Annotated in this window: 11 protein-coding genes and 1 pseudogene; 8 read left to right on the forward strand and 4 right to left on the reverse strand. The window is 68.7% G+C overall.

Annotation, left to right across the window (positions count from 1 at the left end; all coding sequences use genetic code 11):
- Positions 1 to 23: 23 nt before the first annotated feature.
- Positions 24 to 467: a hypothetical protein gene (locus BW737_RS04040; protein ID WP_086615290.1), complete on the forward strand. Its 444-nt coding sequence runs from the start codon at positions 24 to 26 to the stop codon at positions 465 to 467.
- Here the strand turns inward: BW737_RS04040 and BW737_RS04045 are convergent.
- A complete protein-coding gene (locus tag BW737_RS04045; RefSeq protein WP_143233260.1) occupies positions 455 to 2,668 on the reverse strand; it encodes a hypothetical protein in 2,214 nt (737 codons plus the stop codon). The genes BW737_RS04040 and BW737_RS04045 overlap by 13 nt on opposite strands.
- A gap of 63 nt (positions 2,669 to 2,731) precedes the next feature.
- On the opposite strand from BW737_RS04045, the gene pheA reads away from it, so the two are divergent.
- Positions 2,732 to 3,688, forward strand: a complete 957-nt coding sequence (pheA, locus tag BW737_RS04050; RefSeq protein WP_086615292.1) for a prephenate dehydratase — start codon at positions 2,732 to 2,734, stop codon at positions 3,686 to 3,688.
- A 19-nt stretch (positions 3,689 to 3,707) separates the two neighbouring features.
- Here the strand turns inward: pheA and BW737_RS17630 are convergent, their stop codons facing one another.
- The 3 genes from BW737_RS17630 to BW737_RS04060 form a co-directional block, all read right to left on the reverse strand.
- The gene (locus BW737_RS17630) at positions 3,708 to 4,307 is read right to left on the reverse strand and encodes a diacylglycerol/lipid kinase family protein (RefSeq protein ID WP_257210448.1); all 600 of its coding nucleotides are present in this window, start codon (positions 4,305 to 4,307) and stop codon (positions 3,708 to 3,710) included.
- Positions 4,247 to 4,870, reverse strand: a complete 624-nt coding sequence (locus tag BW737_RS17635) for a diacylglycerol/lipid kinase family protein (RefSeq protein WP_257210449.1) — start codon at positions 4,868 to 4,870, stop codon at positions 4,247 to 4,249. The genes BW737_RS17630 and BW737_RS17635 overlap by 61 nt, the downstream gene beginning before the upstream one ends.
- A 396-nt stretch (positions 4,871 to 5,266) precedes the next feature.
- Positions 5,267 to 6,208 (reverse strand): hydrogen peroxide-inducible genes activator, encoded by a 942-nt coding sequence (locus tag BW737_RS04060; RefSeq protein WP_086615293.1) that lies wholly within the window; start codon positions 6,206 to 6,208, stop codon positions 5,267 to 5,269.
- Positions 6,209 to 6,855: 647 nt separating this feature from the next.
- Here BW737_RS04060 and serS point away from each other — a divergent pair.
- The 6 genes and pseudogenes from serS to BW737_RS04090 all read left to right on the forward strand — a co-directional run.
- A pseudogene (gene serS / locus BW737_RS04065) lies at positions 6,856 to 8,126 on the forward strand (serine--tRNA ligase).
- Positions 8,127 to 8,314: 188 nt separating this feature from the next.
- A complete protein-coding gene (locus BW737_RS04070; protein ID WP_420835701.1) occupies positions 8,315 to 9,187 on the forward strand; it encodes an HAD family hydrolase in 873 nt (290 codons plus the stop codon).
- Positions 9,184 to 10,866, forward strand: a complete 1,683-nt coding sequence (locus tag BW737_RS04075) for an ABC transporter substrate-binding protein (RefSeq protein ID WP_086615295.1) — start codon at positions 9,184 to 9,186, stop codon at positions 10,864 to 10,866. Before BW737_RS04070 ends, BW737_RS04075 begins: the two co-directional genes overlap by 4 nt.
- 176 nt (positions 10,867 to 11,042) lie before the next feature.
- Positions 11,043 to 11,501, forward strand: a complete 459-nt coding sequence (locus BW737_RS04080; RefSeq protein ID WP_143233261.1) for a hypothetical protein — start codon at positions 11,043 to 11,045, stop codon at positions 11,499 to 11,501.
- 140 nt (positions 11,502 to 11,641) lie between these two features.
- Positions 11,642 to 12,985, forward strand: coding sequence for a DUF6571 family protein (locus tag BW737_RS04085; protein ID WP_086615297.1), 1,344 nt, complete (start codon positions 11,642 to 11,644; stop codon positions 12,983 to 12,985).
- A gap of 306 nt (positions 12,986 to 13,291) precedes the next feature.
- Positions 13,292 to 13,576, forward strand: a 285-nt coding sequence (locus BW737_RS04090; RefSeq protein ID WP_143233262.1) for a hypothetical protein, incomplete at its 3' end; no start/stop codon positions are given.

Raw genomic sequence — 13,576 nt, forward strand, 5'->3', positions numbered from 1 at the left:
GCCAGTAGGGAAGGAGGAACCCGATGAACGTGCGCGAACATGAGGAGCTTCGAAGCTTTACGGTGGACGTGATGTACAACGTCCTGGTATCCGACCTTCCTACGGCGACCACCAATGACCGAGGTGAATCGCCTGTCGTTGCTTGCCTCGACTCCGAGCTCCTGAGCGACGTCATGGCACGGGTTGCTGCTGTTGGGGGTTATGCGACTGTCTTCTCGCGTGGATCGCTCAGCGATGATGGCACCTACGCTGTTCGGTTCGTCGACTTCGTGGACGAGGCTTGTGCCATCGATCTGGGAGCCACCGACATGACGGAGGAGGCTCCGGCGGAGTCGGCGAGTATGGGCATGTTCCTCGACTATCTGGAGACTCAGGAACACGGCGTAGTGCTGCCGAAACAGTTAGGTTCTTCCGCTGCACCCGAAGCAGTCACTAGTGCGAAGGCGGTCGAGTTTCAGGCTGCTTGAGCAACAGCGCCGCGAGTGCCGGCAGCGCGGCGGCCGCCGAGAACAGCAGCATGGTGGGGCCGGAGTCGTTGACGAGCACCTCCACCACCACCAGCACCGTCAGGGCGCGCAGCGCCGGGGACAGCCAAGCCGGTGCGGGCGTCATCGCCAGCCAGGCGTAGGCGCCGCGCCCATCCCGGGCCTCCCGCACCGTCCGCGGCAGCCATCGGGCCACCACCACGGCCAGCACCAGCTACTGCCAGCGCCGCCAGCGCCAGCGGACTGGACAGGAACGGGCTTACTAGTGCACCCGCCTTACGGACCAGCGTGGTTCCCGCGGTGCCGTTCAACACCTGGGAGACGAAGCCACCCAGGTGGGTGCGTGAGCCGGTGGCGTAGTCGGCCAGCGCGAATCCGCCGACCACGCCCATGGTCACCGCACCTACCGCCACCCAGCGCCGCAACCCCAGCCGCACCCCGGCAAGGCCCGCGCCCAGCGCCACCAGCGCCGGAATCAGCGTGAGCGTGCCGCCGACGTCGGCTCCCAGCTGCGGCGCCCCATCGACCGCGAGCACCAGCAGCCCGGGCACCCCCACCGCCGCGATGACGGCCGCGCGCCGATGGCCGCGGGCGGCGGCGAAACGGTCGGCGCCAGCGGCCAGAGCCATCACCAACGCCCCCGCCGCGAGCGCAAAGGCCGTATTTGACACCCCGTAGAAACGACCGGCCACCACCGCATTCATCCCCAACGGCCCGTTGAAGCCCAGCGGCGCACCAACCGCGGCATCGACCAAGATCACCACCGGGGCGGCGGCGGTCAGCGTCAGCGCGGCGTCCGCCACTCCCCGGCGACGCATTCGGGCCAGCAGTGCCACCAAGCCGGTGAGCAGACCCGCCCCGAGTGCGCCCACCAGCGTCGCCAACGCCGGCGCCCAGGCACCCGCGCGCCACCACGGCACCAGATTGGCCAGCCAGATCCCGGCCGGCAGGGCAGTCACCCAGCAGGCCGCCCAGCCCAGCCGACCCAGCGCCCCACGCTCCGGGCGGCGCAGCTCCAGGCCGACGGCGAGCAACAATGCCAATGCGGCCGTCAGCAGCACCAGCGTCACCGGGATTACGGCGCGGTTGGAAGCGACGGCGTGGACGGCGTCGTCGGCCAGAGCGGATATGCGGTTGGCAGCGCTCGCGGCGGTGTCTGCGGTGTTCGGGGATGCGGCGGTCGGCAGCGTCAGCACCCCGCCATTGAGCCCGGAGGCGGCGACGACGTCGTCGCCGGCAACGGCCGCCAGCAGCGTGGGTGCCAGGTCCGTCAGTTGAATCAGGCCGCGCCGATGCGTGGTCGGACCGACCAGCAGGCCGCCCTCGCTGCCGCGCGGGGAGGTGGTGCCGGCAGGCAGAATACCCAACTGCGGGGAGGGGTCCTGTGGATCGGCCACCGACACGACCACGACACGCGCCGACCCCGCCAGCTCGCTGAGCGTCTGCGCGAGCACCCGGACTGCCTGCGCCGCCGGCGACTCGCCATTCGCCGCGTCCCCCGAGTCCGGTGCGCTCGCTGCCCTCATCAGGTCTACCAGGATCAGATCCGGCGCCGCGCCGGCACGGTCATCGGCGGCGCCTACACCACTGCCCGCCAACGCCGGCAGTGCCGCCGGATCCGCGGACTCCGGCGGCCCCGCGGCATTGGTCAATGCCAGGACGGCACCCTCTCCGGCGGCCGCGTAGCTCACCCCGGCCGCGTCGAGCGCCGTCGCCAGCGTCCCCGGTGCGGCCCCGTAACCGTCGGCCTGCGCCAACTGCACGGCACTCGTCCAGGTGCCGCCGGAGCAGACCGACTCGGCTTGCAGATGGGAGGTGTCGGCGCGGGCGCGTGTCCCCGCCCCCAGCGTCAGCCAGCCATCGGCCGGGCAGCTGATCTCCCCGACCGTGCGCTGGACGAGGTTGACCGGCGCATTCGCCGCCGCATAGTCCATTACCGCGGCGGCATCCGCGGCCACCAGCGGGTCGGCGGATGCGGCGAGCTCCTGCACCGTGGCCCACGACAGGCCGCTCACGCCCAGCACGACCAACGGTGCGGTTTGGGCGGAACTGGTCGAAACCGCCGCGGGCACAGCCGGGCCCGGCCCCACCGCACCCAGCACCACCCCTACTACCAGTGCCAGCGCCGCTCGGATCGCAGCCGCACGTGGCAACCGTCGTCGGGTGCGCTGGGGCTCGGTCATGCCGCCCAGCCTACGTGGGGCATTCGCGCGCCCCGGCGGCGAATCGCGGGATAGCCTGGCCCCATGACGACCCCAGCCCCCACCTGGTCCTTCCTCGGCCCCGGCGGCACCTTCTGCGAGTCCGCCCTGCGGCAGGTGGCCCCCCGCGACGTCGTCCTCGACCCCTGCCAGGACGTCCCCACCGCGCTGGACCACGTGCGTGACCGCTCCGCCGTCGCCGCCGTCGTCCCCATTGAGAACTCGGTGGAGGGCGGCGTGAACGCCACGCTCGATAACCTCGTGGCCGGCGCCCCCCTGGTAATCGCCGCCGAAATGGCCGTGCCCATCACCTTCGTGCTGGCCGGTCGCCGGGGGACCCGTCTGGAGGACGTGCGTGCCATCTCCACCCACCCGCATGCCTGGGCGCAGTGCCGCGGCTGGGTCCACCAGCACCTGCCCGAGGCCGTCTATATCGAGGGCACCTCCACCTCTGCGCCCGCGCGCGCCCTGGCGGAGGCCGACGACGCCGCAGACGCCGCCCTGGACTACCAGGCGGTGCTGTGCAACCCGCTCGCCGCAGAGCAGTACCACCTGAACATCATCGCCGGCGGCGTGGCCGACAACCCCGACGCGGTCACCCGCTTCGTCAAGGTGTGCCGTCCCGGACGTGTAGGCGAACCCACCGGCGCCGACAAAACCACCCTGCTGGTGCAACTGCCGCACAACCGCGCCGGTGCCCTGCTGGACATGCTCGAGCAGTTCAGCGTCCGCGGCGTGAACCTCACGCGCATTGAGTCCCGGCCCGTTGGTGACTCGCTGGGGCGCTATCGCTTCTCCATCGACGTTGAGGGACACATCCGCGAAGAGCGCGTACAGGCGGCCTTCATTGGCCTGCACCGAACCTGCCCGTTCCTGCGCTTCCTCGGCTCCTACCCGCGCCTGGACTCGCTGCCGGTGGTGGTCCCCGCCGGCACGAGCGACAAGGACTTCGTGGTGGCTCGCTCCTGGGTCGCCGACGTGCTCGACGGCCGCACCCTCTGAGGGACGGCCTCGGTCCGACTCATGCGGGGCGCCGCACCCTCAAAGCCCCGGGCTGCACGCGCGCCCGCACACCGCGCGTAGGGGCTACCAGGTCCCCGTCGATCTCCACCGCCGTCGGCAGGTCCAACCGCACCGTCACCTCACGCCCCCGACGCAAAAGAACCTGTGCAGCACGCCCCTCGGAGTATGAGGCAGGCCGCGGCGGAAGTACCTGCCGCGCCAACGACGCCCAACCCCACAGGCCGTGCAGCGTGTCTATGGCGGCGACGTCGAGCAGGCCGTCGTCAAGACGGGCCTCCGGCAGCAGCGTGACACCGGCGGGCAGCCTCCCGCCGTTGGCGATCAGCAGGGTGCGCGCTGTCAGCCGCTCGGTGCGCGCCGGCCACGGTGATACCGGCGGCGACTCGGGAGCAACCCGGGTGCAGGTCGCGGCCTCATCCGAGATCTGTGCGACGGCGGCCATGGTGCCACCCTCGAGCCCCAGCACCAGGTCCATCCGCCGTCGCCCCAGGTTCTCCAAGGCGGCGAGCCCGTATGCGCCCCAGCTCAGCCTCTCCTTTAAGGCCGGACGTGTGGAGGCGACCAGGCCGGCGTCGAAGCCGATGCCGGCCACCACCATGCAGGCGTGCTCGCTCCCAGAGTGGGCCGGGCCCACCCCTGCGGAGGCTCGGCGATGGCGTCGAAGTCGCCCCTGCTGCCCGCGCCCCGGGGGCCCTCCGTGGCTTCCTTGGGCCCGGCCTCGTCCGCGGCGGGAAGAGGACCCGTGTGCCCTGCGGCCTCGGTGCGCACCCATACCAGGTCGGTCGGTGTTGCCCTCCCCGCTGCGGCAATGCGGGCCAGTTCCGCCGGGCGTCGCAGCGGCAGCCCCAGATTCCGGGCCGCCAGGTTGGCCGTCCCCAGCGGCATGACCCCCAAATCGACTCCGGTTCCGGCCAGTCCCGCACCGACCGAGCGCACTGTGCCGTCTCCGCCGGCGGCGATCACGAGCCGTGCCCCGGAAGCAACCGCCAGGCGCGCTTGCATGGCGCCGGTCTCCCGCGCGGAGGTCTCCAGCCAGACGATGCGGTGGCCGGCCTCAGACAGGGCGTCGCCGAGCAGCTGCCTTACGGCGAGGGTGGCGGCTGGTTTGGCGGGATTGATGACGACGGCGGCAACGGGCGCCGGGTCGGTGCCGGCGGTCATGGCGCCAGGCTACCGGTCCGGTCGTGCTGCTGCCTACTGGCGTTACTTTGACCGACCTGGTGGTGTCAGGGGGTGGTTGCACACGGGAGCCGTCCGAGTGGGCTTGACTGATCCTTGTTTCTCCTTGGAAGCACGCGGAAATGACTTCATGGCCCGAAGTGGGTGGTGCCGCTCCCGTGTGCGACCAGCCCCGCATTGCACACGGGAGCGCTGTCATGACACTTGCGTCGCAGGTGGAATCGGCACCATCTTGCGGTTTCTGTTTTTGGGGTCGTTTCTGGGGTGTGCGGAGTCGGGGCAGGGGTCTTGGACGACAGCGTTGTGCGGGCCTGTCACCCTCGGCGTCGCCGAGTGGGCGCGCCGACCACGCCAACGACTGGGTTCGGGGGCGGTGCGTTAGTCGCGTTGTTCGGACGTGCCTGCGGCGCCGGGCAGGTCGGCCCGGCGGGCCAGATCGGTGAGGATCTCGGCGAGGCGGGCGAAGTCGGCGCCACGGGACGAGGAGCTGCGGTGTACCAGACCGATGCGCCGGGTCGGCACCGGAGCGGCGAAGCGGACAACGGCGTAGCCCTTCCCGGACAGCAGGCGCACTGCCCCCTCCGGAATCACCGTCACGCCGGCACCGTTGGAGACCATTTGCACCACCGTGGACAGGGTGGTGGCGACGGCGGCCGGCGGATTGGCGCCATACCGCTGGCACAGGGCGAGGGTCTGGTCGCGCAGGCAGTTGCCCTCGTCGAGCAGGAGCAACCGCTGCCCGTCGAGCTCCGCCGGGACAACGTCGTTGCGGCCCACCCAAGGGTGGTCGGCCGGCACGAGCGCGACCAGGGGCTCGTCGTACATGGGGATGGCCGTGGATCGGCGCAGATCCACGTCGGTGCTGATAATGGCCGCATCAAGGCGCCCCTGACCGAGCAGGTCGAGCAGGTCCCCGGTGACCATCTCCCGCAGCTCGGGTCTCAACAGCGGCAGCTCGTGGCTCAGGCCGTCCAGCACTAGCGGCACCAGGTAGGGGGCAAGAGTCGGGATGATTCCCAGTCGCAAGGCGCCGGCGAGAGCAGCCCCCTGGTTGGTAACCGCTTCGTTGAACGACTCCGCGGCGAGCACTGCTTCACGCGCGTAGGGCAGCAGGGCTTGGCCGAGCGGGGTGACCAGGACCCGGCGGGTAGTGCGTTCGACGAGTTCGCCGTCTACGCGCTTTTCCAGGGCGGTGATCGCCTGCGACAGGCTGGGTTGGCTCACACCCAGCGCCGACGCCGCCTCACCGAAGTGCTGGTGGTCGCACAGCGCGACGAAGGCCCGCAACTGGGAGAAGGAGGGGGGAGGAATGCTGGACATGATGGGTCCCGAATGTAGGTGGCGGTCTGGTCGGGCGGATAGTTGTGGGGTGGCTTATTGGTATTGACTCTAGATCACGCACGTGTGGATCTCATGCGGTTCGCGGGTAGGACCATCTTGACCGCCATCCCCACTGGGATCGCCGCTGACTGGCGGCGGGTGCGTGGTGAGGGTTGCCCGGGTGGCAGCCGGTGGGGCGCCTCCCGGTGGGAGCGCCGTGTGCACGGTGGACCGGGCCCGGCGCTATGCGTGTTCGTGTGAGGGTTCGTGCCTTGGCTTGACGGTTCGTGTGTTCTGGTCGACGATTCGGCATTTGCCACGACGGTTCGCACGGTAGGTGTACGAATCGTCGTCGTTCATGCCGAATCGTCGGTGCTAGGTGACGAACCGTCGCAGGAACATACGAACCGTTCCACCCCAGGGCGGCCTACGCACCCGAAGCATCGGCGTACGCGCCCAGGGCGCCGGCGCGCGACGTCGTCCTCATTGACCTGAGAACGCTCCGCACGCCCGACGTCGTCCTCCCGCACCCGAACACGACCACCACGCAGTAGCCCGACCCCGAACCACCACACCCACAAATGCGAAAAGCCGGTTTGGACTGCCGCTGACTGGCGGCGGGCCCGCGCCTGGCTACACTCGCACCCATGATCGATCTGCGTGCGCTTCGTGAGAACCCCGAGCCCTTCCGTGCCAGCCAGCGTGCCCGCGGCGCCGACGTCACCCTCGTCGACCGCATTATCGAGGCCGACGAGGTCCGTCGCAGCAGTCTCGCCGCCTTCGAATCGTTGCGTGCCGAGCAGAAGACGGTCTCCCGGTCGGTCGGCAAGGCCGCCACCCCCGAGGAGCGCGAGGCCGCCCTGCGCGGCGCCAAGGAACTGGCCGAGAAGGTCCGCCAAGCGCAGGCCACCGCCGACGACGCCGCCACCACGCTCGACGAACTCGCCTCCCAGTTCCAGAACCTCATCGAGGGTGCCCCCGCCGGAGGCGAGGAGGACTACGTGGTCCTGCGCCACGAGGGACCCACCCCGCGCGACTTCGCCGCCGAGGGCTTCGAGCCGGCGGATCATCTGGCCCTCGGTGAGGGCCTGGACATCATCGACACGCGCCGCGGCGCCAAGGTCTCGGCGCCGCTTCTACTACCTCAAGGGCTGGGGCATGCGCCTGGAACTGGCGCTGATGACCGCCGCCCTGGACAAGGCGGTAGAGCACGGCTTCATCCCCATGACCACGCCCACCCTGGTGACCCCGCAGGTGATGGGTGGAACCGGCTTCCTCGGAGCCCACAGCGACGAGATCTACTATCTGCCCGCCGACGACCTGTACCTGACCGGCACCTCCGAGGTGGCGCTGGCCGGCTACCACACCGACGAGATCCTGGACCTGTCCGCCGGCCCCAAGCGGTACATGGGCTGGTCCACCTGCTACCGGCGCGAGGCCGGTGCCGCAGGCAAGGACACCCGCGGCATTATCCGCGTGCACCAGTTCAACAAGGCGGAGATGTTCTCCTACTGCCGTCCCGAGGACGCCGCAGAGGAGCACCAGCGCCTGCTGGCCATGGAGGAGGAGATGCTCGCCCTGGTGGGGCTGCCCTACCGGGTGATCGACACCGCCGCCGGTGATCTGGCTCCTCCGCCGCCCGCAAGTTCGACTGCGAGGCCTGGCTGCCCACCCAGCACCGTTGGATGGAGGTCACCTCCACCTCCAACTGCACCACCTTCCAGGCACGCCGCCTGTCCATCCGGGAGCGCCGCGATGGCAAGACCGCCCCCGTGGCCACGCTCAACGGCACCCTGGCCACCACCCGCTGGATGGTGGCCATCCTGGAGAACCAGCAGCGTGCGGACGGGACCGTCGTCGTCCCCGAGGGCTGCGCCCCTACCTGGGTGGCCTCGAGGTCATCGAGCCGGTCGCCTGACGCCATGCGCAGTGGAACCGCGCCCTCCGCTCCCGCCCGGCCGGCGCTCTGACATGTCGACCCGGAACGACGACGGCGCCCCGCTGATCGGCTCGGCCGCCTGGAACTCCCAGACGGTCGGCGTCTATGGGCCCGGATACGACCGCCCGCTCTCGCACGACGACTACCACGCGCTGGTGCGTGCCCGCATGGCGGACCTGGACCGCCTGGACGCGCTCGGCGCCGACGGGACGGCGAACCTGGCTCCCAGCGGGAGGTTGGTGGTGGCCCTGGATGTGGACGGAACCATCCTGGACCTGGACGGTGGCATCTCCGAGCGCGTTATGGCGTCGATCGCCCGCATGCGCCACTACGGTGTGCAGGTGGTCATCGCCACGGGGCGCGGCATCTCCGCGGCCCTGCCGGTGGCCCGCCGACTCGGGTTGACCGACGGGTGGATGGTGTGTGCCAATGGCGCCATCACGCTGCGCATGGATCCGGCTTTCTCGGGCGGTTACGAGGTCGTCGACTCGCGCACCTTCAACCCGGCCACCGCCATCGACGCCCTGCTGGAGGCGGTCCCGGACGGAATCATCGCGGTGGAGGAGCTGGGCGCCGGCTTCCGCGTCTCCCGGCCCTTCCCCGACGGCGAGCTGATCGAGAAGCAGACGGTGGTTCCCTTGGAGGAGCTGCGTCGCGGAGAGGCCACCCGAGTGGTGCTGCGGGCGCCGGGCATGCCGGTGGACGAGTTCAGCGCCGTCGTCGGGCGGGCCGCCCTGCATTCGGTGGAGTACGCGGTCGGCTGGACCGCCTGGCTCGACGTCGCCCCACAGGGCATCACCAAGGCCTCCGCCCTTGAGGCGCTGGTGACCCGACTCGGCACCGATGCCGACCACGCCATCGCCGTGGGCGACGGCACCAACGACGTCGAGATGCTGCGCTGGGCCGGCGTCGGGGCCGTCATGGGCTCGGCGCCGCAATGGGTTCAGGAGCAGGGCGACGTCGTCACCGAGACCGTGTGGCACGATGGTTGCGCGGCCGTGCTGGACGCAATCGTGGAGAGGACCCGGAGGAACTCATGAGATCGTCGCGGACCGCCCTGCGGCGCACCGCCGCCCACCTCGCCCCCGCAACGGCGGCACTACTGCTGCTCACGGGCGGCCTGACCGCCTGCTCTACGGGCGACGACGTCGACCCCACCGCCTCCGCCACCGACCCCTGCGCCGCACTGGCCGCCTATGGCACGTTTGCCGACGGCACCACGGTCACCATCGCCACCGCCTTCACCGGCACGGAGGCGGAGCGTTTCGACGCCTCCGTCGAGCAGTTCGAGGAGTGCACCGGCATCGACGTCGTCCAGCACGGCTCGGATGATCTGGAATCTGTGCTGCGGCAGGCGGTTGACGCCGCCGCGACCACGCCGGAGGCCACGGACGACGCGGACGTCGCCGGAGGCAAGCAGAAGGACGCGGAACTGCCGGACCTTGCCGTCGTCCCCCAGCCGGGCCTGGTGGGCGACCTGGCACGCGCCGGGATGCTGGTACCGGTGCCGGACTCGGTGGGCGCCAACGTCGAGCTGGGCTGGGACCGCGCCTGGATGGACGTCGGCTCGGTGGACGGGGTGTTGTACGCCGCGCCGCTGATGGCGTCGGTGAAGTCCTTCATCTGGTACTCGCCGGTCGCCTTCGCACAGGCCGGATACGAGGTACCCACCACCTGGGATGAACTGGTCGCACTCACCGCGCGGATCGCCGCCGACAATGCCGCCGATGCTTCCGAGGGCGGCGACGGCGAGAGCACCGAGGACGCGGAAGACGGCAAAGCCGAAGAGGAAGGCTCAGGGACCGACGTCGTCACCCCCTGGTGCCTGGGCGCTTCCGACGGCGACTCGACCGGCTGGGTCGTCAGCGACTGGCTGGAGGAGGCACTGCTGGCCACCGATGGCGTCGGCGCCTATGACGCCTGGGCGGGCCACGTCGTCGCCCTGGACGACGCCTCCGCGGTGGACGCACTGGACGCGGTGGGCAGCCTGCTTCTGACCGACGGGAACGTCCCCGGCGGCGGCCAGCAGGCCGTGAACACCACGGTGGAGGAAGCCGGCGCACAGCTGCTGGACGGGTCCTGCTACATGCTGCACGCCTCCTCCGGGTACGAGAACCTGCTGCCCGAAGGCGCCGAAGTCGTCGCCGCCGATGGTGTTCCGGGATCCGGGACTGCTACCGCCGCCGGCACGGGGGCGAGCGACTCGGCCGCGCCGGAGGAGAGCGCTTCGGCGCAGGCCACGGCTTCCCAGACGTCCGCGACGACGGGCGGCGTCGTCTCCGCGTTCCTCGTGCCCGGGGTGGTCGACGACGACGCCGGCGCCCCGGTGATCGTGGGCGGCGACTTCCTGGTGCAGCTCTCCGCGGGCGCAGCCGCTGCGGGAGGGGACGCGGAGGATGGCGAAGGGGCGGACCCCGAGGCCGTTGAGGCGGTCATGACCTATCTTTCCAGCGCCGAGTGGGCGCAGGCCCGGGTCGACCTCGGCGGTGTGGCCACCGCCAACCGGGGCGTGGACGCCTCACGGATGAGTTCGGACGTCGCCAGGCGCGCCACGCTGCTGCTGCAGTCGCGCCAGTCCGTGATCCGCTTCGACGCCTCGGACTCGATGCCGTCAACCGTGGGCACGGACGCGCTGTGGAGCGCCCTGACGCAGTGGACCGCCGGTGAACTGGACTCCAAGGAGGCGCTGGCCCAGGCGGAGGCCGCCTGGCCCGAGTGAGCGGGGCCGAGTCCTGGGCAGGCGGGCGGAGTTGGGTGCTCGTGCTTCCCGGGTTGATCAAGCATGGTAACGTCCAGGTGTCTAACACGTCCCGTCCGGTCGTTGCCCGACTAGGCGCGGGTGTGGTCCTGTTGGCGTGTCCGGGCCCTGGCCCGGGGGAAGGGTCCGGCCGGCTCATGTCTAATGCGTTTGACCTTGATGACGATTCGTTTGCCGGTTTTACGTCGTTGAGTGATTCATCATGGGATCTCAATTTGCCCGACAGCTCGGGCATGGTGGAGAACCTGAAGAAGCAGGCGATTGAGAAGGTCAGGGGGCGGGCGGAGTCGGCGCAGGGTGTGCTGGCGGTGAACCCGTCTACGTCGCCGTTGGCCGCGGCGCTGCGTGCCGACGGCGGAATGTCGTCGGCATCTTGCTCGGTGTCGTCGGCGGATGATTTGAGTGCGTTCAGCGGTGGGTTGTCGGAGGTGTGGTCCTCGCCGCTGGCCGATGACTTCGGTACTGATATCGATACGAGCGTTACCGCGGTGCGTGATGTTGTGGACGACATCTATGAAAAGGCCAATAACGCCTGGTGGGGTCAGGAGGATCGGGTTCCCAAGGGTAGTGATGAGGGCAAATCAAAGTGGAGGTGACCTGTTGGTTCGCGTAGGCACGGTTTGCTCGCACCGCGGTGCTGCGGGTGCGGTGCGCGTCAGATGGATTAGGGGTGAGTGAGGTTGACGTATGTGAGTATGGACGCTGAGGGGGTGCAGGGTTTCATTGATGCTCTGCGGTGGATCTGGCCGACCGGTTTGAGGACCTGCCGTTTGATGGGGCGGCGGCCAGCAGCACCCCAGATTCGCTACAAGGCTGGTATGACGACGATTACGGGGTGCTCTACGACGAGGGCAAGGCGCTGCGCGATTACTCGATGGACCCCCTGTATGGGGTGACCATGGCTATGGGTAACAACCCCGAGGCCGCCTTCAAATACCTCAACCCCGACGGTCAGATGAACGACGGGCAGTGGACACCCGGGGAGCAGTCCAAGAAGCGGTGGGAGCTGTTGACGGGCCGCGAGTGGGACAGCGAGGTCGGGCTGGACGGTTTCACCGCCGCCATGGCCGGGAACTCCGCCATGCGCGGCAGCGATGATGCGGACACCGCCGCCGCAGCCACCTGGACTGTCGCCAGGTCCATGGAGTTCGCCGTCGACAACGTTCCCTTCGCGGATTACACCGACACCATGAAGGAGAACCTGTCCGTGGTGGTGGCTAACACCGCCGAGGAAGGCGTGAACATTGCAACGAGCGGTTCCACTATGGGACTAGGCCTGTACAGCGATGATGACAGCAAGACCGATGATGACGCCAAGAGCCTGTACACCACGTTGGTATACCGGCTCATTGACAACGAGAACGCCGCCGCCACCATCGCCTCCGCATTCACCAACGCCGCCGTTGCTGAATATCCTGAAATTACTACCGTCAAGCAACTGGAGGACAAGTACCGGAATGTTGGGAATGTGTATGGGTACCTGAACGCGATCGGTAGTGAGCGTCTAACCGACCTCGAGAAGGCCTCGACGGCTGAGAAGAAGGCCGCCAAGGACGCCATGGGCACCATATTTAGCGTGACGACCACTGTCTTGGGTGCCGGAATTGCCGGTCCTGGTGTGAAGCTGGCCTGGAGTGTGGGGACAACCGTGACCAAGCCGATCATTGTCGACCAGCTCGCCCCGGACGACCTGCCCGACGTCGACGTTCCAGTTACTCCCAAGTCCACTCGCAGGACGCTGGAGGCCCAGGCCTACGCCGACGCCGTCAACAGGGGGCTGATCACCGACCCGGAGGCCTTCAACCCCGAATACTTCCAGGACAGTTCTGGCCAGCCGTACTCCTGGTACACCACCAATCCGGACGGCACCACCACCTTTAACCTCGACAACCCGCCGACCAGCGAACAGAAGGACGGTGTCCACGACTGGGCCAACGCCATCCACTCCGAACACGACCCCGAAGACGTGCTCGGGGACGCGAACGATGCCATTGACGCCGGTATCAATGAAGGGCGGAGCCTAATCGAGGGTGACAACAGTAAAGGCATGGACCGTGAGATCACGATCAAGAAGAAGTAGGCAAATCAATCACAGTTGGATCCAATCCGCCTGGAGGTATGCTCAGGCTGTCGTGGTCTTGTGCTTGGTTGTGCCGCTGAGCGGGTGTGATGTCTTTGGCGGTTCCGATGAGCTACCCGAGAGGCTAGTACTCCGCTCGCCGATGAGACGATCTGCGGCGTCTTCCCCAACCAGGACCTCCAGGAAACCCTTGGGCTTGACACCTACTGGTACAGCTATCACGCTGCTCCCGACTCGGATGTGAAGACCGGGGTGTCCGGTTACAGGTACCGCTGCGACATACGGTCCGACAGTGACCCTTTCGGGGTGCTTGAGATCAGCTACGGCATCGGCAGTCAAGTGTGGGCAAGCGCGCAACCCGCGCTGGAGTTTGACGATATTCCTTCTGCGTATCCCGACACCGTCCGGGAGGTGACTTTCGAGGGTGTGGAGGGTGAGGGTTGGGTTTGGACCTTTGATGTCAGTATCTATGTGGCCTGGCGTTACAACGAGAACCAGGTGCTGTTGGCGAGGTTGACTTATTGGGGTCCGGATGAGGGTCTGGATGAGCAGGTGGAGAGGTTCCATTCTGTTCTTGAGCCGGCATTGGTC

The sequence above is a fragment of the Actinomyces ruminis genome, from assembly GCF_002154335.2.
In the GTDB taxonomy this organism is placed as follows: domain Bacteria; phylum Actinomycetota; class Actinomycetes; order Actinomycetales; family Actinomycetaceae; genus Actinomyces; species Actinomyces ruminis.